The organism is Hyalangium ruber (genome assembly GCF_034259325.1).
Classification (GTDB): Bacteria; Myxococcota; Myxococcia; order Myxococcales; family Myxococcaceae; genus Hyalangium_A; species Hyalangium_A rubrum.
In genome coordinates this window covers 25,251-42,959 of sequence record NZ_JAXIVS010000022.1, presented here as the reverse complement: position 1 = coordinate 42,959, position 17,709 = coordinate 25,251, and the positions used below count along the sequence as shown (strand labels likewise).

At 70.2% G+C, this 17,709-nt stretch carries 18 protein-coding genes; 11 read left to right on the top strand and 7 right to left on the bottom strand.

What is annotated here, in order from left to right; genetic code table 11:
• The first annotated feature begins 212 nt into the window (after positions 1 to 212).
• Complete coding sequence (locus SYV04_RS40105; protein WP_321551370.1) at positions 213 to 1,616, top strand: serine/threonine-protein kinase; 1,404 nt, start codon at positions 213 to 215, stop codon at positions 1,614 to 1,616.
• A 111-nt stretch (positions 1,617 to 1,727) separates the two neighbouring features.
• Positions 1,728 to 2,756, top strand: coding sequence for an Rpn family recombination-promoting nuclease/putative transposase (locus tag SYV04_RS40100; RefSeq protein ID WP_321551369.1), 1,029 nt, complete (start codon positions 1,728 to 1,730; stop codon positions 2,754 to 2,756).
• A gap of 18 nt (positions 2,757 to 2,774) precedes the next feature.
• Here SYV04_RS40100 and SYV04_RS40095 read toward each other — a convergent pair whose 3' ends face one another.
• On the bottom strand, positions 2,775 to 3,830 hold the full coding sequence (locus tag SYV04_RS40095) for a phospholipase D-like domain-containing protein (protein WP_321551368.1): 1,056 nt from the start codon (positions 3,828 to 3,830) through the stop codon (positions 2,775 to 2,777).
• 115 nt (positions 3,831 to 3,945) lie between these two features.
• Positions 3,946 to 4,143: a hypothetical protein gene (locus SYV04_RS40090; RefSeq protein ID WP_321551367.1), complete on the bottom strand. Its 198-nt coding sequence runs from the start codon at positions 4,141 to 4,143 to the stop codon at positions 3,946 to 3,948.
• 208 nt (positions 4,144 to 4,351) lie between these two features.
• Between SYV04_RS40090 and SYV04_RS40085 the strand changes: the two genes are divergently transcribed.
• The gene (locus SYV04_RS40085; RefSeq protein WP_422724023.1) at positions 4,352 to 5,368 is read left to right on the top strand and encodes a serine/threonine-protein kinase; all 1,017 of its coding nucleotides are present in this window, start codon (positions 4,352 to 4,354) and stop codon (positions 5,366 to 5,368) included.
• Here the strand turns inward: SYV04_RS40085 and SYV04_RS40080 are convergent.
• Complete coding sequence (locus tag SYV04_RS40080) at positions 5,358 to 5,789, bottom strand: hypothetical protein (protein WP_321551365.1); 432 nt, start codon at positions 5,787 to 5,789, stop codon at positions 5,358 to 5,360. The genes SYV04_RS40085 and SYV04_RS40080 overlap by 11 nt on opposite strands.
• Before the next feature lie 121 nt (positions 5,790 to 5,910).
• Between SYV04_RS40080 and SYV04_RS40075 the strand changes: the two genes are divergently transcribed.
• Both SYV04_RS40075 and truB read left to right on the top strand, forming a co-directional pair.
• Positions 5,911 to 6,789 (top strand): NmrA/HSCARG family protein, encoded by an 879-nt coding sequence (locus SYV04_RS40075; protein WP_321551364.1) that lies wholly within the window; start codon positions 5,911 to 5,913, stop codon positions 6,787 to 6,789.
• Between the two features lie 58 nt (positions 6,790 to 6,847).
• Positions 6,848 to 7,765 carry a tRNA pseudouridine(55) synthase TruB gene (gene truB, locus SYV04_RS40070; protein ID WP_321551363.1) on the top strand — a complete coding sequence of 306 codons (918 nt, stop codon included), beginning with the start codon at positions 6,848 to 6,850 and terminating at the stop codon, positions 7,763 to 7,765.
• On the opposite strand, the gene queF is transcribed toward truB, so the two are convergent.
• On the bottom strand, positions 7,762 to 8,124 hold the full coding sequence (gene queF / locus SYV04_RS40065; RefSeq protein WP_321551362.1) for a preQ(1) synthase: 363 nt from the start codon (positions 8,122 to 8,124) through the stop codon (positions 7,762 to 7,764). The two genes, truB and queF, sit on opposite strands and share 4 nt — an antisense overlap.
• Before the next feature lie 213 nt (positions 8,125 to 8,337).
• Here queF and SYV04_RS40060 point away from each other — a divergent pair, with 213 nt between their 5' ends.
• Positions 8,338 to 10,257: an ATP-binding protein gene (locus SYV04_RS40060; RefSeq protein WP_321551361.1), complete on the top strand. Its 1,920-nt coding sequence runs from the start codon at positions 8,338 to 8,340 to the stop codon at positions 10,255 to 10,257.
• Here SYV04_RS40060 and SYV04_RS40055 read toward each other — a convergent pair.
• Genes SYV04_RS40055 through SYV04_RS40045 form a run of 3 tightly spaced genes read right to left on the bottom strand, consistent with a single transcriptional unit; the run spans position 10,241 to position 14,141 of the window.
• Positions 10,241 to 11,035, bottom strand: coding sequence for a carbohydrate deacetylase (locus SYV04_RS40055; RefSeq protein ID WP_321551360.1), 795 nt, complete (start codon positions 11,033 to 11,035; stop codon positions 10,241 to 10,243). The two genes, SYV04_RS40060 and SYV04_RS40055, sit on opposite strands and share 17 nt — an antisense overlap.
• Positions 11,002 to 12,024, bottom strand: coding sequence for an extracellular catalytic domain type 1 short-chain-length polyhydroxyalkanoate depolymerase (locus SYV04_RS40050; RefSeq protein WP_321551359.1), 1,023 nt, complete (start codon positions 12,022 to 12,024; stop codon positions 11,002 to 11,004). Before SYV04_RS40050 ends, SYV04_RS40055 begins: the two co-directional genes overlap by 34 nt.
• 14 nt (positions 12,025 to 12,038) lie before the next feature.
• On the bottom strand, positions 12,039 to 14,141 hold the full coding sequence (locus SYV04_RS40045; protein ID WP_321551358.1) for a protein kinase domain-containing protein: 2,103 nt from the start codon (positions 14,139 to 14,141) through the stop codon (positions 12,039 to 12,041).
• 186 nt (positions 14,142 to 14,327) lie between these two features.
• Here SYV04_RS40045 and SYV04_RS40040 point away from each other — a divergent pair, with 186 nt between their 5' ends.
• From SYV04_RS40040 to SYV04_RS40020, 5 genes are all read left to right on the top strand, one after another.
• Entirely contained in the window at positions 14,328 to 14,783 is a 456-nt protein-coding gene (locus SYV04_RS40040; RefSeq protein WP_321551357.1) for a hypothetical protein, read from the top strand.
• A complete protein-coding gene (locus SYV04_RS40035) occupies positions 14,780 to 15,223 on the top strand; it encodes a hypothetical protein (protein WP_321551356.1) in 444 nt (147 codons plus the stop codon). Before SYV04_RS40040 ends, SYV04_RS40035 begins: the two co-directional genes overlap by 4 nt.
• An 11-nt stretch (positions 15,224 to 15,234) precedes the next feature.
• On the top strand, positions 15,235 to 15,684 hold the full coding sequence (locus SYV04_RS40030; RefSeq protein WP_321551355.1) for a hypothetical protein: 450 nt from the start codon (positions 15,235 to 15,237) through the stop codon (positions 15,682 to 15,684).
• Positions 15,685 to 15,840: 156 nt separating this feature from the next.
• Positions 15,841 to 17,121 (top strand): amidohydrolase family protein, encoded by a 1,281-nt coding sequence (locus tag SYV04_RS40025; RefSeq protein ID WP_321551354.1) that lies wholly within the window; start codon positions 15,841 to 15,843, stop codon positions 17,119 to 17,121.
• A gap of 56 nt (positions 17,122 to 17,177) precedes the next feature.
• The gene (locus SYV04_RS40020) at positions 17,178 to 17,696 is read left to right on the top strand and encodes a peroxiredoxin (RefSeq protein WP_321551353.1); all 519 of its coding nucleotides are present in this window, start codon (positions 17,178 to 17,180) and stop codon (positions 17,694 to 17,696) included.
• Positions 17,697 to 17,709: the final 13 nt, after the last annotated feature.

Sequence of the window (17,709 nt, the reverse complement as noted above, 5' to 3'; positions counted from 1 at the left end):
GTCAGTTGTCCGGTGCATGACGAGCGGAGAAGTTGATGCCGATAGGTTCGACAGCGCATCTTGGTGTGTAGGGACCTGGATGCCTTCGACAGATTTCGTCGCCCTTTCTCCAAACTCGGTGTTGAGTGGATTCATGAGAATGGGCTGACGCGGCACGACTGAGAAGGTAGGGTGGTGGCGGGAGGAGCCCCTGACTTGGGGCCAGGCACCGGATGGAATTGACGCGCGGCCCCGAGTTGAACCCCGCCGCCCTGCCATCGGGGACGAAGGTGGGCGCCTGGCGCGTGGTGAGCCTGCGGAGCCGCGGCACCTATGGCGCCGTCTATCGCGCCGTCAGCGCGGGAGCAGAGGAGTCCGGCCACGTTGCGCTCAAACTCGCGCTGCATCCTCGCGATCTTCGCTTCGCGCGAGAGGCAGAGCTGCTGCTGCGCGTCCGTCATCCATGCGTACCAGCGCTTCTGGATCAGGGGGTCTGGCGGTCGCCCGGAAGGGGCCTCTTGGCCTATCTGGTCATGCCCTGGGTGGAGGGGGCGCCGCTGTACGCGTGGGCCACCGCGCACAACCCCACCTCTCGCGAGGTGCTCCGGCTGATCGCACAACTGGCCCAAGCGCTCGATGCGACGCACCAGGCGGGCTGCCTGCACCGGGATGTGAAGGGTGACAACCTGCTCGTGGGGCCGGAGGGGCAGGCCTTCCTGCTGGACTTCGGTTCGGGCACCTGGAGCGGGGCGCCACGGCTCACGGACGACCTCCTGCCTCCCGGCACCCCTGAGTACCGCAGCCCCGAGGCGCTCCGCTTCCAGGCGCGCTTCAGGGACACGCCTGGCGCGCGCTACGTGGCAGGCGCGGCGGATGACCTCTACGCGCTGGGCGTCACCGCCCACCGTGTGCTCACTGGCCAGTATCCCTCTCCGGAGGTGGCTTCGCGGACCCTGGTGAAGCGGAGTCGTGCCACGGGGCAAGTGGGAGCTGCGCTGCGTGTGGCCCCAGAGTTGGTGGAACTCATCGATCGGTTGCTGGCCGAGACCCCCGAAGCCAGGGGCTCGGCGCGCGAGGTGGCGGAGGCCGCCGAGGCCGCACTGAAGGGTGCTGGCCCCGAAGCGGATGTGCCAGTGAGGGGGAGCGCTCGAGGGAGTGCAGAGGCCGTCGAGGAAAGGGAGCGCGGCGGGAACGCTCCAACTCAGGAGCGAGCACGAATCCAGGAGCACGCATGGAAGTGGCTGCCCTGGATCGCCATGGCGGCCATGGGTTTGCACCTCATCCTGAAGACGCGATGGGAGGGCGTGGAGGCACGAGCCACTCAGCCTGAAGCAGCACAGGATGACAGTGTGGTGGCATTGGGGAGCACCGCTGTAGCGACTCCAGCGTCCTCAGCCAAGCCGAGCAGACGCGAGCCCATCATGTTGGATCTGCCCAGGGAGCCCTTTCCGGGACAGCGCAGGCCTGATGCGAATGGGCGGTGTTACAGCAAGCTCCAAGTCGCCATCAACGGGGGATGCTGGTTGGCATTGGATGCGGACACCACTGCCTGCAATGGGGACGGGTACGTGTACAAGGGCAAGTGCTATGTCCCCGTCTTCCCTCCCATTCGCGCGCCGACCTCGGACCCGCCATGACGGCGAGACCGTCTCCCGAGCGGGACTGTGTTCTTCAGCGGTGGACACCTGAAGCATGCTGAGTCCCTGCGCGGTGGCGTTGGCCCACCTTGTGCTTGGGGCCTTGGGGCGATGTCCGGCCCTCATGACCTCTTTGTTCGCCGAACCTTCGGCCATCCCGAGCACGCGGCGGCCGAACTGCGCGCGGTCCTGCCTCCAGAACTGGTGTCTCAGGTGGATTGGGACACCTTGCACAGAGAGCCAGGCTCTGTCATCGACCCGGAACTGCGGGAAACCGAGAGCGACCTGCTGTTCTCCGCTCGGCTGCGTGGGGGCGGATCGCTGCTCTGCTATGTGTTGATCGAGCACCAGTCTTCGGTGGACCGGTGGATGGCGCTGCGGATGCTGCGCTACGTGGTGCGCCAGTTGGAGCGCTGGCGACACGAGCACCCCGAGCATGAGGTGCTACCGCTCATCCTCCCGCTGGTGCTGTACCACGGGCCGGAAGGGGCTTGGAGCGCTCCGCGCCGGGTGGAAGAGCTCTTCGAAGTGCCTGGGGAGGAGCAGCAGCCAGAGCGCTGGAGAGCGCTGCTGCCGCGTTTCGAGTACCAGGTGGATGACCTGACGGCCGAGCGAGCTGAGGTGTTGCTGATGCGCCCGGGTCCACCGTTGGTGCGGCTGGCCTGGCGGGTGCTGCGCTACGGGCGGACCGAAGCGCTGGCGGAACAGCTGCCGGGTTGGGAGTCGCTCTTTGCTCAGGTGCAGGCGGCCCCCAACGGCTTCGAGGCGCTCGGCACGGTGGTTCACTATCTGCTGTGGGTAGGAGACGAGGCGGCGCAAGCCGCCACGGTGGAAGTGTTACATTCGGTGGTGGGTGCGCAGCGAGCGGAGGAACTGATGCCGACCGTGGGGGAGAAGATCTTCGAGCAGGGACGCCAGCAAGGGCGGCAGGAGGGACAGCAGGAGGGATGGTCCAAGGGACGAGCCGAAGCGAGGGCCGAGAGCGTGCTTCAGGTGCTCGGGGCTCGGGGCGTACACGTGGATGCTCAGACGCGGCAGCGCATTTTGTCGTGCATGGACATGGCCACCCTCGACCAATGGTTTGCACGGGCACTGAGCGCCACCCGCCTCTTGGACGTGCTCGGCGACACGACCGCGTAGGGCCCGCGCCGTGAGTGGCTACCGCCGCCGCCGCCGGCCCATGAAGCTCGCGAAGGCCTCGGTGAAGCGCGCCGCCGCCAGCCCCAGTACATCCAGTAGCCAGCGCTGAAGCCCCGAGCGCCCGCAGTCCTCCAGCGAGACGCGCCGTGCCTCGCGCAGGTGTCTGTCCAGCCACGCGGTCGCCTGCGCCGCCACCACCTCGTCCTCCACATCCACCAGCGTCTCCAGATTCACCAGCGACAGCGGGTCCAGGTTGAAGCTGCCCACCAGCAGCCGCTTCCCATCCACCACCGCCGCCTTCGCGTGCAGCGTGGACGCCGTCCACTCGTGAATCTGCACCCCCGCCCGCAGGAACGCGCGGTACAGCCGCATCGTCGCCGCGCGCGCGAAGGCCACATCGCTCCGCCCCGCCAGCAGCAAGTGTACCGCGACGCCTCGCCTCGCCGCCCGGTTCAGCGCGCGCATGAACCCCCGGTCCGGCAGGAAGTACGCATGCGCCAGCACCACCTCCCGCTGCGCCTTCTCCAGCGCGTCCAGGTAGCGCTGCCGCAGCCGCCGCCCACCCCCGAAGCCCGACAGCAGCACCCGCAGTGGCCCCGAGGCGATCTCCACCGCCCCCGCATGCAGCTTCGCTCCCAGCTGCACGCAGATGTCTCCCCGCAGCTTTAGCGCCAGGTCCGCCCAGCCCGGCTCCCCATCCACCCCCATGTACGGGTCGCCGATGTTGATGCCGCCCAGGAACGCCACCCGGTCATCCACCAGGAGGATCTTCCGGTGGTTGCGCCACGCCCGCCCCGTGAAGAGCGACGAGAGCGGGTTGTAGATGCGCACCTTCGCCCCCGCCGCCCGCAGCATCCGGGTGATGGGCCCACTGTCGCCGATGCTTCCCCAGCCATCGACGATGACCTTCACCTCCACGCCCCGCTGCGCCGCCGCCGCCAGCGCCGCCAGGAAGCTCGTGCCCACGCCCTCCCGGTCAAACGCGTAGACCTCCAGGTGGACCCGCCGTGTGGCCGACGCGATGGCCTCCAGCATCTGCGGGTACGCCTCGGCGCCACCGTCGAGCAACGTCACCCACCGGCTCCCGGCCTCCACAGAGTCCAGGTCCGGCGGCGGAGCAAGCAGCGGTTCGGGCCTCAAGGCTGTCAGACCTGGAACTTTCCTCTTCGGGCAGAACGCGACGGGTGCATCAATCGTCGTGCTTCCGCGCGCCCTTGCCCTTGCCCTTGTGGCGGCACTGGTCCCCGTCCCAGTACTGGCTGGGGTGGCAGTCGGAGGCGGACAGCTTGGACTTCTTCGTCTTGGCGGGCGCCGCGACGGGCGTGCGGACGATGCAGCCTCCCAGTGAGAGGAGGGCAACGACAGGCAGGAGAAGACGGAGGGTCATGGGAGCGCAGCCTATCCAGACTCGGCCGAAATGCGATGGGCCGCCCGCTCAATCCACAGGCAGGCGTGCGGGGCTGTCGACGGTCCGGGCACAACTCGATACCCTGCGCGCCGTGGCTGCTCCCGAAAAGGACAAGTCGGACAAGACGCCGATCCGTCACCGCAAGGTGGGGGCTTATCGCGTGCTCGGAGAACTGGGCCGCGGCGGCATGGCACAGGTGTACCGTGGGCTGCACGAGCAGCTCCAACGCGAGGTGGCGCTCAAGGAGCTGCTCCCCGACGGTCAGAGGGACCGGGAGACGCAATCGCGCTTCATGCGCGAGGCGCTCGCCCTGGCGGCCTTCCGTCACCAGAACATCGTCACGCTCTACGATTTGGTGGAGAAGAACGACAGCACCTTCATGGTGATGGAGCTGGTGGACGGGCCCACGCTCCTGGATCTCATCAAGGACGGGCCGCTGCCGGCGGACGTGGCGGCGGTGGTGGGCGCGCGCATCGCCAGCGCGCTGGACCACGCGCACTTCCGCCACATCATCCACCGCGACCTCAAGCCGGCCAACGTCATGCTCACCAAGGCGGGCGAGGTGAAGCTGATGGACTTCGGCATCGCCAAGGACGTGGACCTGGCGGCGCTGACCCAGCAGGGCATGGCGGTGGGCACGCCGGCGTACATGTCTCCGGAGCAGGTGACGGGCGTGCCGTTGGATCCGCGCACGGACATCTTCTCGCTCGGGGTGCTGCTGTACGAGGCGCTCACGGGGGCGCGGCCCTTCCAGGGCAAGACGGCGGGCGAAATCTTCGCGAGGATCCGCGACGGCAAGTACACGCCGCTGCACAAGGTGGCGCCGCACCTGCCCAAGGCGCTGACGAACATCGTCAAGCGGGCGCTCGAGGTGAAGCCGGAGGCGCGCTTCCCGGACGCGGCGGCGATGCGGCGCGAGCTGGACGTGTACCTGGCGCGCGAGGTGAAGGTGTCGCACCCAGCGCTGCTGGTGTCGTTCCTGCGGCACCGGCAGAAGCTCACGGAGACGGAGGCGTTGGCGCACCTGTCCCAGGCGGACCTGAACGTGCTGGAGTCGGGCGCGGCCGAGCGCCAGTCCCGCTCGGGCGCCGGCTGGCTGAAGTGGGTGGTGGTGGCGGCGCTGCTGGCCCTGGCCACCGCGACCGGCGTCTACTTCACGCAGGACCTCTGGGCGCCCACCGTCGAGAAGAAGATCAAGCGCTGACGGGGACCAGGTCGGCGAAGGTCGACAGGTCCTCGATGGCGGCGCGCAGGTGCTCCAGGCACTGGGGCAGGGTGTCCGCCGTGCGCTCGGGGAGGCCGCGAAGGAAGTTCATTCCTTCCGTCTCGGCCTCGACCCAGGCCTCGGTCTGCAGCGTCCACTGCTGCTCGTCCCACATCAGATCGACGCCGAGCTGGTACTCCCGTCGATTGGCTCCCGTGACGAGCAGCCCCAGGCTGATGGTGCCGGAGAACACCCGTTGGGTTTCGTTCTCCAGGACGGTGAACGGACGCCCGCCCAGGACGAAGTAGGTCTCCACGCGCAAGCCATGTCGCGCGAAGGCGTTCCTGTGGGTGGTCAACTGCGTGCGTGCATCCTGAAGCGCGGTGAGGAAGGTGGCGACGCTCTGGCTAGGCCCATCCATGACCCGAGGGTACTTCGGATGGAGGGGAGCCGTGCATGAGGGGGCCTGTCTGGAAGGCTGGGCGTCGCGGTCGTTGGAAGGCACGGCATGGCACTCCATCTCATGAGCGAGAGGAGCGCGGATGCGTCAGCCACGGCAGGTCGTCGTTCTCGGAGCCACGGGGCAGCAAGGAGGCGCCGTGGCCCGCGCACTCCGGGACAGGGGCATCCCCGTTCGGGCGCTGGTTCGCACGCCGGAGGCTCCGGCGGCTGAACGGCTTCGGAGCTGGGGGGTGGAAGTATGGGCGGGCAGTTGGGAGGACCCGGCCTCCCTCGACCGGGTGCTCGCGGGGGCAGACGCGCTCTTCGGAATCACGACTCCCTTCGAGGGAATCGCCGCCGAGGTGCGCCATGGCATCGCGTGGGTGGAGGCCGCTCGGCGCGCGGGCATCTCCCACGTGGTCTATGCCTCGGCCGCCCATACCGACGAGTCCACCGGCATCCCCAGCTTCGAGAGCAAGCGGAAGGTGGAGCAGCACCTGCGCGACTCCGGGGTGCCTTTCACCCTCGTGGGGCCGGTGTACTTCATGGAGAACCTGCTGACGCCCTTCGCCCTCACGCGCCTGCGGGAGGGGCAGTACGTCCGGTGGATGCCGCCCGAGAAGACAGTGCAGCTCATCACGGTCGAGGACATCGGCCGCTTCTGCGCCAGTGTGTTCGCGCACCGGGAGGACTTCCTGGGCCGCCGCGTCGACATCGCCGGAGACGCGCTCAACGCTCCCCTACTCGCCGCCATCCTCTCGCGCTTGCTGGGGCGCACCGTCCAGCCCGTGTCGCTTCCCCTCGAGTCCTTCCCAGTCGAAGGGGAACTCGGCCGGAACGTCGCGGCCACACTCGCCTGGATGGCGCGCACCGGCTTCCACGTGGACATTCCCGCGCTTCGCCGCCAGTACCCGGAGGTGGGCTGGCGCACCTTCGCTCAGTGGGCGGAGGCCCAAGACTGGGGTGAACTGTCGAGGTGAAGCCCGCGGACTTCGCGCCTATGCTCCGGGCCTCTGTTCGGCCTTGGAGCCACGGGCCATGCCCACCCACGACTCGCGGATGAAGCCCGGCATCTACCTCGCGCACAAACCCGTGGGTGACACGAGCTTCTCGGTGGTGCGGACCTTCATGGCGGAGCTCCAGGCCGCGAAGCCCGGCAAGCGTACCCCCGTGTGTCATGGCGGCACGCTGGATCCGTTCGCCGAGGGGCTTCTGCTGCTGCTGGTGGGACAGGCCACGCGGTTGATGGACCTCATCCACTCCGTGCCCAAGCGCTACGTGGCGGAGGTGGTGTGGGGCACCGAGACCGACAACGGAGACCTGTTGGGCCGTGTCGTCCACCAGGGCCGCACCGACCCCCTCACCCCCGAGGCGCTCGACGCGGCGCTGGCGGGCTTCAGAGGCTGGCACGACCAGGTGCCCCCGGCCACCAGCGCCAAGAAGGTGGACGGAGAGCCCGCCTACCGCAAGGCCCACCGAGGCGAGGAGGTGGTGCTGCCGCCCTCGCGCGTCTACCTCCACGCGGCGCGCTGGCTCTCCCATGAGCTGCCTCGCGCGAGCCGCCTGGAGCTGACGTGCCGCGGTGGCTTCTACGTGCGCGCGCTGGCGCGAGAGCTGGGGCGGACGCTCGGCTGCGGAGCGCACCTGTCCCGGCTCCACCGCACCGCCATCGGCCCCTGGGAAGACCCAGGCCCAGGCCAGCGCGTGGGGCTCCACGGCCGGCAGGTGCTGCCCTGGTGCGCCACGCGCGAGCTCTCGGACGCGGAGGTGGGAGAGCTCCGGCGCGAGCGGCCCATCCCCATGGGGAGGCTCCTGCCGCCCGACTGGAGACTCCCCGCCGGGTACCCGGATCCCGAGGCCCCCGTGCGCGGCTTCCACCAGGGGCGCCTGGTGGCGCTCCTGCGGGCCCAGACCGGAGAGCTGCGCGCGGAGCTGGAGCTGCGCGGCGGGCTCTAGTCCTTCTTCTTCTCGTGCGTCACCGTGACGACGGTGCCGATGCCACCGCGCACGAAGAAGTCGCCCACCACCGTGAGCTTGCGCGGGTTGATGGCCCGGACGATGTCGTCGGCGATGGTGTTCGTCACCTTCTCGTGGAAGGCGCCCTCGTTGCGGTACGCCCACATGTAGAGCTTCAGGCTCTTGAGCTCCACACAGAGCTGATCTGGCACGTAGCGGATCTTGAAGTGCGCGAAGTCCGGCTGGCCCGTGAGTGGGCACAGGCAGGTGAACTCCGGCACATCGAAGGCGATCTCGTAGTCCCGGTCGGTGGCCGGGTTGGGGAAGGTCTGTAGGTCCTTGGTGGGCTGAGAAGGCATGGCGGGGTGTCGTCTACCACACGGAATCGCGGATGCATGGGTTCCGTAAACGACGTCTACCCGCCCGTGGGGCAAGAGCACTGTCGAGCCCCGGAGGCTCCCCCGCATGCTCTGTCCGCCCTAGAACGGGGCAGGTGTCGGATACGCAGGAAAAACCAGGGGGTGGGTTGTCGATCGGGGTGGGGCACCCTTATTTCGGTGATTGCCCCTCCCATGCTTCCCCCTGACCTCGAAAACGTCCTCTCCCACCTGCCGCAGGCCATGGCCCGCGTGGGAACGGATCTGCGAGTGCAGTGGCTGGAGGCGGACTTCGCCCGGAAGGTGGGAGTAGCGCCGACACTCGGCCGCAACCTGCTCGAAGTCCTGGAGTTCGGCAGGGGCCGCGACGCGCTGGAGCGCGCCGTCCGCGAGGAGCGCGAGCACGTCGGCCATGTGATTACCCACATGATGCGACAGGTACGTGTCCAGGTGCGGCCTCCCTGCGAGGGCGAGGCGCCGGGCATGTGGCTGCTCTTCGAGCCCTCGGGGCTGGATGACGAGGAGGCCTTCTCTCAAGTCGTCCAGGAGGTGGCGCGCGCGGTGGGCGAGACGCTGGAGGTGGACAGCGTGTGCGCCGCCGCGGTGACGGCCCTGGTGCGCTATGCCCGGGTGCGGCGCGCCGAGGTGTTCCTCTGCGAGGAGGGCCAGCAGGGCACGCTGCGACGCGCGGCGGTGTCGGACCTGGCCAGCACGGAGTCTCCCGAAGATGCCTTTGACCCGTCGGCGGACCCCTTCCAGCAGGCGCTGGGGACGCGGCGGGCGCAGATTGGAATTCAGCGGGGCTATGGCGACTCCATGGGCTCCATCTTCGCCGCGGTGCCGCTGTGCGCGCCGCGGCGCACGGTAGGGCTGCTGCTCCTTTATAAGGAGCAGGGCGCTTCGTTCTCCGCGCGCGAGCTGGACCTGTGGACGGCGGCGGCGGGCCAGCTCGCGGTGGCGGTGGAGAACGCGCGGCTCCTGAGAGAGGCCCAGGCGGCGCTCCGGGTGCGCGAGGAGTTCATGTCCATCGCCTCGCACGAGCTGAAGACGCCGCTGACGCCGCTCAAGCTCAGCCTCTTCACCATGGAGCGGCGCATCGGCGCCGGGCAGCCGGTGGAGCTCTCCAGCGTGCTCAAGTCCAAGCGGCAGGTGGACCGGCTGGTGGGGCTGGTGGATGACTTGCTGGACGCCTCGCGGCTGGAGCTGGGCAAGCTGGAGCTGCACCGCTCGCCGCTGGAGATTGGGCAACTGGTGGCCGAGGTGGTGGACCAGTTCCGCCACGCCTTCGAGCGCTCCTTCACGGTGGACATGCCGCCCCGGCGCCTGTGGGTGCAGGGAGACCGGGACCGGCTGGAGCAGGTCATCGTCAACCTGCTGGAGAACGCGCACAAGTACAGCCCCGCGGGCGAGCCCATCCACGTGGAGCTGGAGGAGCTGGATGGCCAGGCGCGTATCCACGTGAAGGACCACGGCATCGGCATCCCCGGCGCGGACCAGTCGCAGGTGTTCCAGCGCTTCTACCGGGCGCGCAACGTGTCGCACCGCAACTTCGGCGGGCTGGGGCTGGGGCTCTTCATCAGCCACTCCATCTGCAACCTGCACGGGGGCAACCTCACGCTCTCCAGCGCCGAGGGCCTGGGCTCTACCTTCACCGTGTGCCTGCCGCGCATGCCGGCGCGCGAGGTGCGGCAGCTCCCGCCGCGCGTGCTCCTGCTGGACGAGGACCGGCTGCAGGAGGCCGAGGCCGAGCGTGCGCTGCGCGCCGAGGGCTTCGAGGTGCTCACGGTGCGCAACGGCAGCGACGCGCTGCGGGACGCGGCGCACCTTCCGGTGGACATCATCCTCTTGTCGGCCAGCGCCTCGCAGAAGGAGGTGGGCCTCTTCCTGGAGACGTTCGCCACCCTGCCGCGCGCCCGGCCGGTGCCCATCCTCCTGGCCGGCGCGGAGCTTCCGGCCTGGGCCTGGGAGGGCACCATCCTCTGCTCACGGCCCTACCGCGCCGACGAGCTGATCGCCCGGGTGCGCAACACGCTGGCGCTGACGCCGGATCCGGGTTGGCCGGTGGCCGAGGAGACCAATCCTCGCGTCCTGGAAGAGGTCAGCGCCCGGCTGTGAGGGCGCCGAAGCCCGTGGGGGTGAGCCCCGCGCGGGCGAGCGCCTCGCGGGCCCGCGCGTGGAGGAAGGTGTCGAGCTCCACCTCGCGCTGGGCCGCATAGCTTCCCTTGAACATCTCGGGGCGGTAGCCGGGGTGGCACATCAGCTCGGTGACGCCGGTGGGAGGCAGCGCGGCCAGCACGGCCTCGAAGCGCTCCAGCGTCCAGTACGCCTCGGCGCCCGACTCGCCCACGAAGTGCGCGTTGGTGGCCACACCCTGAGCCTGGAGCTCGCGGCGCATGGCCTCATGGATGGAGCGCACCGGCAGCCCCGCGGCCCGGGCGGCGCGAGCCACCCCGGTGAGCACGTTCGAGTGTTGGTGCAAGTGTCGATGCACATCCACGTGGGTGGCCAGCTGGCCCAGCAGCGCGGAGAGCCGCTCGAGCTGGGCGCGGGTCTCGGCCTCCACCACCTCCACCGGCAGCGTGGGCGCGAGGGGCTCGGAGAAGGCACCGTCCACCAGGAAGTTCCGAGGGAAGCCAGGCCACACGGGGCTGCCGCGCGCGAGGTTGAGGTGCAGACCGATGGACAGCCCGCCGGCCTGGCGCGCCGCCTCCTCGGAGTAGGGCGTGTTCACCATGAAGGTGGCCGAGGAGACGACCCCTTCGCGCATCGCGCGGAGGATTCCCCGGGTGATGGCGGGCTCGTAGCCCAGGTCATCGGCGTTGATGATGAGGGCGCGGGCGCTCAGGGAAGGCCTCGCGCTCAGGGACGGGGGTGCGCCTCGAAGAAGCGCCACATCTCGCGCGTGGCGTCGAGGTCCCGCGTGGTGTGGCCGAACTCGGGAGGCATCAGCCCTCCCGGCCAGGTGTGGCCTCCGTCCCGGATGGTGCAGAGGGTGGCCGGGGCGGTGCAGCCGGTGTGCGTCTGGCAGGTGCTGTCCCCCCGGCGGTACGTCTCCTGGAGCGCTCCGTTGCAGCCGTTGCGGCTGGCCTGTCGCGCCACCGTGGCCGGCGCGGAGGTGTAGGGGCGACCGAGGGGGATGGTGCCTCCGTCGAAGGGGATGGTGGTGTCCGCGGTGCCGTGGAAGTGCATCACCGGCACCGGGCGGCGGGGCTCGCAGGAGGTGTTGTTCTCCATGCCCGCCACGGGAGCGATGGCCGCGAAGCGCTCGGCCCGGTCGCACGCCAATCGGTACGAGAAGAAAGCGCCATTGGACATGCCCGTGGCGTAGGTGCGCCGGGTGTCCACGCACACGCGCGTGTCCAGGTCGTTGAAGAGGGCCTCCACGAAGCCCACGTCATCCACGTTGTAGATCTGCGCCGGGCCGCAGCACCCGCCCCCGTTCCAACTGCGCGTGTCGTCCAGCCCCGCGTCCGGGTTGCGCAGCGCCTCGGGGTAGTTCACTCCCGTGGGGTAGATGGCGATGAAGCCCTCCTCGTCGGCCACCTGGGACATCTGGCTGAGGCCCTCCTGCTCCAGCGCGTTGGAGCCAAAGCCGTGGAAGGCGATGACGGTGGGCGTGGGGCGCGTGGCGACGTAGCCCGAAGGCACGTGGACCTTGTAGGAGCGGGCGCGACCCTGGTGCTGCACCGTCCACTCGTGGTCGCCCGGCCCCACGGTGAGGCCGGAGCAGGAGGTGCGGTCCACGATGGGCGGGTAGCCGCTGTCGGGCGTCGGGGTGCCCGCGTCGGGTTGGGCCGGAGGCGTGGAGGAAGAGTCGCAACCGGTGGCGCCGAGCAGGAGCAGCGCGGCGCCGAGAGCCAGCAGGCGGGAGGAGGAGGGCATAGAGGGCGTGAGGATTAATCGCGCGCCTGGCACTCCGCCGCCAGCGCTTCGGAGCGGTCCGGGAAGCGGGAGGCCAGCTCCCGTCGGATTTCGGCCACGGCAGCCGCGTTGCCCTTTCGGGCATGGAGCTGGCAGCGCGCGGCGAGGGCACGCGGATCCTGGGGCGCGAGCTGATCCGCCTCGCGGTAGGCGCGCTCGGCGCCCGTGCTGTCTCCCTGGTGGAACAGGACGGCGCCCAGGTAGTAGTGCGCCACGGCGAGCTTGGGGGCCTTGCGCAGCGCGCGCTTGAGCAGCGCCGCCGCGTCGTCCATGCGCTCCTGGCGGTAGCGCACGAAGGCCAGCTCGGCGAGGGCCTCCGCGTCATTGTTGTCCTTGGTCCAGGCGCCGAGCACCTCGGCCGCCTCGTCCAGCTTGCCGCTCAGGGACAGCAGCCGCCCGTAGCGCGGGGCGATCCGGGTGTCCTTGGGGCGCTTCTCGTAGGCCTTGGAGAGCGCCGCCGCCGCGCCGGACACATCCCCCTGGCGCTCGCGCAGCTCGGCGAGGGCGAGCATGGGACGCACATCTCCGGGGGCCAGCGCGGAGGCCTCCTCGATGGCGCGCTCGGCCCGCTTGCCCATGCGGGTCTCGGTCGCGGCCCGCGCGGCCAGCAGGTGCGACTCCACCTCTCGAGGGAAGCGCCGGGTGAAGGCCTCCGCCAGCTCGAGCGCCGCGTCATGCGCGCCCACGTCCATGAGCAGCGCCCCGGCCCGCGCCAGCTCCTGGGCGGTGGAGCGAGGGTCCTCGCCCAACCCCTTCAGGGCGGAGGTCCGCGCCTCGCGGGTGGAGGAGGCCTCGGCGGTGGTGAGCCGCTCGGCCGGAGGCATGCTGGGGCGCAGCAGCAGGAAGGTCACGCCCGCGCCGAGCGCGAGCAGCAGCACCCCGGCCAGGAGCAGCGCGCGCCCCGGGCCACGAGAGCGCGCCTCGGTGGAGGGAGTGCGCGCCTTGGCGGAGGGCGTGGCGGGCCGGGTGGCGGGCTCCGGAGGGAGCGAGGGGGGCGCGGAGGCCACGGGCGCCAGCGGCGCGGGCGGAGGCGGCACCGACACCGTGGCGGAGCTGGCGGCCTGGGCGGCGGCGATCCGAGCGAGGTCCACCAGGGGCCGAATCGGCTCGGAGCCCGAGTCCGAAGGGTCGGCGGAGCGGGCGCGCTGCAGCGCCTGCCGCTTGGGGTCCCGGTCCAGCGGGAAGAGCGACTCGACGTAGGCGGCCACCTGCTCGGGAGTGGCGACCTCGGCGGGGCCGCCCACGCTCTCGATGGCGTCGATGAACATCTGCAGCGTCTCGAAGCGCGCCGACGGCTGGCGGTGGAGCGCGGTGAGGCAGATGTGCTCCAGGGCGAGGGGCACCGAGGGGTCGAAGTCGGTGGGCGGGCGGGGGCGGCCCTCGGCGATGCGTGAGAGCACCTCCTCGGGGTTGAGGCCGGTGAAGGGGCGGCGGCCACAGAGCTGCTCGTAGAGCATCACCCCCGCGGCGAAGATGTCGGCGCGGTGGTCCACCGTCTGTCCGACGATCATCTCCGGCGACATGTAGAAGAACTTGCCCTTGAGGGTGCCGGGCTCGGTGCCGGAGCCGAGCGACTCGGCCTTGGCGATGCCGAAGTCGATGACCTTGATGGAGCCGTTGACGCCGACGTGGATGTTGTCCGGGGTGAAGTCGCGGTGGACGATGCGCAGCGGGCGGCCCGCCTCGTCCACGGCTCGGTGGGCGGCGTCCAACCCCCGGCACGCATCCACCAGCACGCGCAACGTGACGCCCAGGGGCACGCGGCGGGCGCGCTCGGCGGCCTCCTGGCGCACCTCCGCGAACGAGCGGCCCTCCAGCAGCTCCATCGCGATGAAGGGCTCGCTCTCGGCCATCCCCAGCTCGAGGATGGAGACGACGTGAGGGTGACGCACCTGGGCGGTGATGCGCGCCTCATTGAGGAACATCTGGACGATGCGCCGGTCATTGATGAGGTGGGGCAACAGCCGCTTCACCGCCACGGAGGGGCCGCGCCGCCCGTCCTCATCGATGCGGCGGGCGAGGTACACCTCCGCCATGCCACCTGTCGCGATGCGCGCGCTCAGGCGGTAAGGGCCCATCCAGTTGGGGTTCTGATCCGGGGCGCTCAAGGCGGGCCGCAGTCTACGTAGCCGGAGGCCCCCGTCCTATCTCCCTGAGGCGCGCCGCCGCCTGATTGCCGGGCAGGAGACCGGGGAAGCCGGAAATTTGCCCACGGGTGTTTCCCGCCCCACGCTCCGCGTCCGCGGCAACGGAGGGCGCACCGCATGTGGGGTCGGCTGGTACTTGTGCTGGGGTGGGTGGCGGTGCTGGGAGGCTGCACCACGGTGGACGTGGCGCGGGTACCCGCCGACCGGAGCAGCCGGGGCGTGTTCGTCTCCACCTCGGACATCCCCGGGCCCTACAAGAGCATGGGCGTGGTGCAGGCGACGCGGCGCGGTGTGCTCCTGTTCGGCTTCGCGGACCCCGCCGGCACGGACCTTCAGGGGACGCTGGAGGAGCAGCTCATGCCGCAGATCTGGAACATGGGCGGCGACGGCGTCATCAACGTGCGCTTCCAGCAGACGCAGTACACGCTGCCCACCCGCATCCTCTTTGCCATCCTCTTCTTCCTGCCGCTGCCCAACGAGGCCACCCTCACCGGCGAGGTGGTGAAGCTCGAGCCCGGCGGCGCACCTCCGGGAACCGGCACGGTGACGAGCGTCCCGGGTACCTCGCTATGAGACTGCTGCTCCCCCTGCTGCTGGTGGTGGCCACCGGCTGCGGCGCCACGGTGCGCGGCTCGCCGCTGTCCAACCGTCCCTCCGCCGACGAGCGCGGCGTCTACCTGAGCACCGGTGGCGCCCCACGCGCCTACCGCACGCTGGGCTTCGCGCAGGTGACGGGCTACGGCGTCACCGTCGCCGGCGTGTCGGACATGGGCGAGGCTGGGCTGGACGGCACCATCCGGGGCACGCTCTCCCAGGTGGCCCTGGGCATGGGCGGCGATGGCGTCATCCACATCGAGTTCAACGACGAGAACCCACCCACCGAGGTGGAGCGGGTCTCGGACCTCTCCGAATCGGTCTCCAGCGCCCTGAGCGGCTCGGGCGGAGGCGTGAAGACGCGCAACCGCTCGGTGGTGGTCACCGGCGAAGTCATCCAGTTCCTGTCTGCTCCGTGAGGCCTCCTTCGATGCGTCTCGTGCTTGCCCTCTCGCTCGTGGCCCTCACCGGCTGCACCGTCATCAACACCGCCTCCATCCCCTCGCAGCCCGGCGGCCCGGACACCTTCCTCGCCGCGGGCGACATCGCCGAGCCCTACGAGAGCCTGGGCGTGGTGCAGGCCACGCGCTCGGGCGTGCTGCTGCTCGGCTTCATTGACGTGGTGGGCACGGACATCGACGCGGGCCTGCGCGAGGTGCTCATCCCCCAGGTGCGGGAGATGGGCGGGGATGGCGCCATCAACGTCCGTTTCCGGCAGACGCAGTACCTGCCCGTACAGAAGGTGCTGGGCGCCATCTTCTTCTTCGTGCCGCTGCCCAGCAGCGTGACAGTGACGGCGGAGGTGGTGAAGCTCAAGCGGGCAGGCAGCGCCGAGCGGCCAGCCCAGGGCGAGCCCCGTCCCCCGGTCGCCGCTCGCTGAGGGCGAGTCAGGCGGACCCCAGGGAGTCGATTGCCTGTGCCGCCACCGCTGGCCAGCGCCGGAGGCGGTGGTAACCTCGGACAGAGCCGGGAGCCCCGAAGCGTGGGGTGCCCGGTATGACGCGATACGTCGCCGTTCTTCGTGGTGGGAGGGCCGTTGGGCACCGTCCTCAAGGGTGGAAATGTCGTCGAGCTGGAGCCGGCCGTCGTCGAGCGCGTGGACCTGCGCATCGAGGGCGAGCGCATCGTCGCGCGCGGGCCGGATCTGCGGCCCGGGCCGGAGGACGAGGTGGTGGCCCTGTCGGGCAAGCTCGTCTTCCCGGGCCTGGTGAGCGCGCACCACCGGCTGCACATGTCGCTGGGCCGGGGCATGCCCGAGCCGAAGCTGGACAGCTACCAGGAGGTGCTGGAGAAGGTGCGCTGGCGCTACGAGGGCGCGCTGGACGGGGACGCGGTGCAGGTGGCCGCCTGCGCGGGAGGCCTCGAGGCGCTGCAATGCGGCACCACCACGCTGTTCGACTGGCACTCCTCGCCCAAGGCCATCTCCGGCTCGCTGGTACGGGTCGCGCGCGGGCTGCACGAGGTGGGGGTGCGCGGGGTGCTCTCCTACGCGGTGACGGACCGGATGGGGGCGGTGGGGCGCGAGGAAGGGCTGGAGGAGACGGTGGGCTTTGCCCGCAAGGCCAAGGGGCGCTTCCGGGGCCAGGTGGGCGCCGGGCCGACCTTCACCCTGGGCAATGACGCGCTGGAGGGGCTGAAGGAGGCGCTGGCCTCCACCAACACGGGGCTGCACCTGCCGCTGGCGGAGGATCCGCTGGACGAGAAGCTCTCGGTGGAGCGCCACGGGGCGGCGCCGGTGTCGCGGTTGATGGACAACGGCCTGCTGTCGCCCAAGAGCCTGATGGCGCACGCGGGGCACCTGGCGTGGGCGGACCTGGCGCAGGTCATCAGCACGGGCGCGTGGCTGGTCCACACGCCGCGCTCCAACCAGCGGCTCGAGGTGGGGTACGCGCCGGCGCTGAAGTTCGGCGCGCGGGCGACGCTGGGCGCCGACTGGCTGTGCGCGGATCTCTTCGCCGAGGCCCAGGCGGCGTACCTGCGCTCGCAGGAGGCGGGGCAGCCCATCGACGTGCTGCGCTACCTGGCCAATGGCCACCGGCTGGCGACGCAGGCGTTCGACACGCCGGTGGGGCCGTTGCGCGAGGGCGCGCTGGCGGACCTGCTCATCCTGGACTACCTGCCGGCCACGCCGCTTTCGGCGGAGAACCTGGCCTGGCACGTGGTGTTCGGCCTGGGCTCGCGGCACGTGGAGGCGGTGATGGTGGAGGGCACGTGGCGCCTGTGGGCGCGCCGGCCGCTGTCGGTGAACCCGACGGTGGTGGCGGATCAGGCGCGCGAGGCGGCCTCGGCGGTGTGGGCGCGGATGGCGGGCGGCTGACAGTGGCACTCCGGGCCAGCTTGCTTTGCAGGCGGGCGGGCCACTAAGACGGAGGCATGCTCCTTCCCATATTGGTGACGGGCTTCTTTTCGGGAGCCGTCCCGCAAGTTGGTGACACGGCGCCGGACTTCACGGTGACGGACACTGACGGCAAGACGTACACGTTGTCGGAGATGGTGAAGCAGGGCCCGGTCATCGTGGCCTTCTTCCCCAAGGCGTTCACACCTGGTTGAACGCGCGAGCTCTCGGCGTACCGGGACCGGTACGCGGACATCGAGAAGCTCAACGGCCAGGTCCTGGCCGTCTCCATGGATGACGCGGTGACGTTGAAGAAGTTCAAGGAATCGTTGAAGGCGCCGTTCGCCTTCATCCCCGACCCGGAAGGCAAGGTGGTGAAGTCGTTCGACGTGAAGACACCGGTGGTGTCCTTCGCCCAGCGCTACACGTTCGTGATTGGCGAGGGTCGGAAGATCCTCAAGGTGGAGTCCGGCAAGGACGCCATCGATCCGGAAGGAGCCATCGTGGCGTGTCCGCTGCGCAGGCCGGAGAAGAAGCCGGACGCGGGGACGCCGTAACCCGGAACGCGAG

Coding starts and splice junctions, on each gene's coding strand:
- SYV04_RS40105 (WP_321551370.1), top strand. CDS start 213: ATGGAATTGACGCGCGGCCCCGAGTTGAACCCCGCCGCCCTGCCATCG.
- SYV04_RS40100 (WP_321551369.1), top strand. CDS start 1,728: ATGTCCGGCCCTCATGACCTCTTTGTTCGCCGAACCTTCGGCCATCCC.
- SYV04_RS40090 (WP_321551367.1), bottom strand. CDS start 4,143: ATGACCCTCCGTCTTCTCCTGCCTGTCGTTGCCCTCCTCTCACTGGGA.
- SYV04_RS40085 (WP_422724023.1), top strand. CDS start 4,352: ATGGCACAGGTGTACCGTGGGCTGCACGAGCAGCTCCAACGCGAGGTG.
- SYV04_RS40080 (WP_321551365.1), bottom strand. CDS start 5,789: ATGGATGGGCCTAGCCAGAGCGTCGCCACCTTCCTCACCGCGCTTCAG.
- SYV04_RS40075 (WP_321551364.1), top strand. CDS start 5,911: ATGCGTCAGCCACGGCAGGTCGTCGTTCTCGGAGCCACGGGGCAGCAA.
- truB (WP_321551363.1), top strand. CDS start 6,848: ATGCCCACCCACGACTCGCGGATGAAGCCCGGCATCTACCTCGCGCAC.
- queF (WP_321551362.1), bottom strand. CDS start 8,124: ATGCCTTCTCAGCCCACCAAGGACCTACAGACCTTCCCCAACCCGGCC.
- SYV04_RS40060 (WP_321551361.1), top strand. CDS start 8,338: ATGCTTCCCCCTGACCTCGAAAACGTCCTCTCCCACCTGCCGCAGGCC.
- SYV04_RS40050 (WP_321551359.1), bottom strand. CDS start 12,024: ATGCCCTCCTCCTCCCGCCTGCTGGCTCTCGGCGCCGCGCTGCTCCTG.
- SYV04_RS40045 (WP_321551358.1), bottom strand. CDS start 14,141: ATGGGCCCTTACCGCCTGAGCGCGCGCATCGCGACAGGTGGCATGGCG.
- SYV04_RS40040 (WP_321551357.1), top strand. CDS start 14,328: ATGTGGGGTCGGCTGGTACTTGTGCTGGGGTGGGTGGCGGTGCTGGGA.
- SYV04_RS40035 (WP_321551356.1), top strand. CDS start 14,780: ATGAGACTGCTGCTCCCCCTGCTGCTGGTGGTGGCCACCGGCTGCGGC.
- SYV04_RS40030 (WP_321551355.1), top strand. CDS start 15,235: ATGCGTCTCGTGCTTGCCCTCTCGCTCGTGGCCCTCACCGGCTGCACC.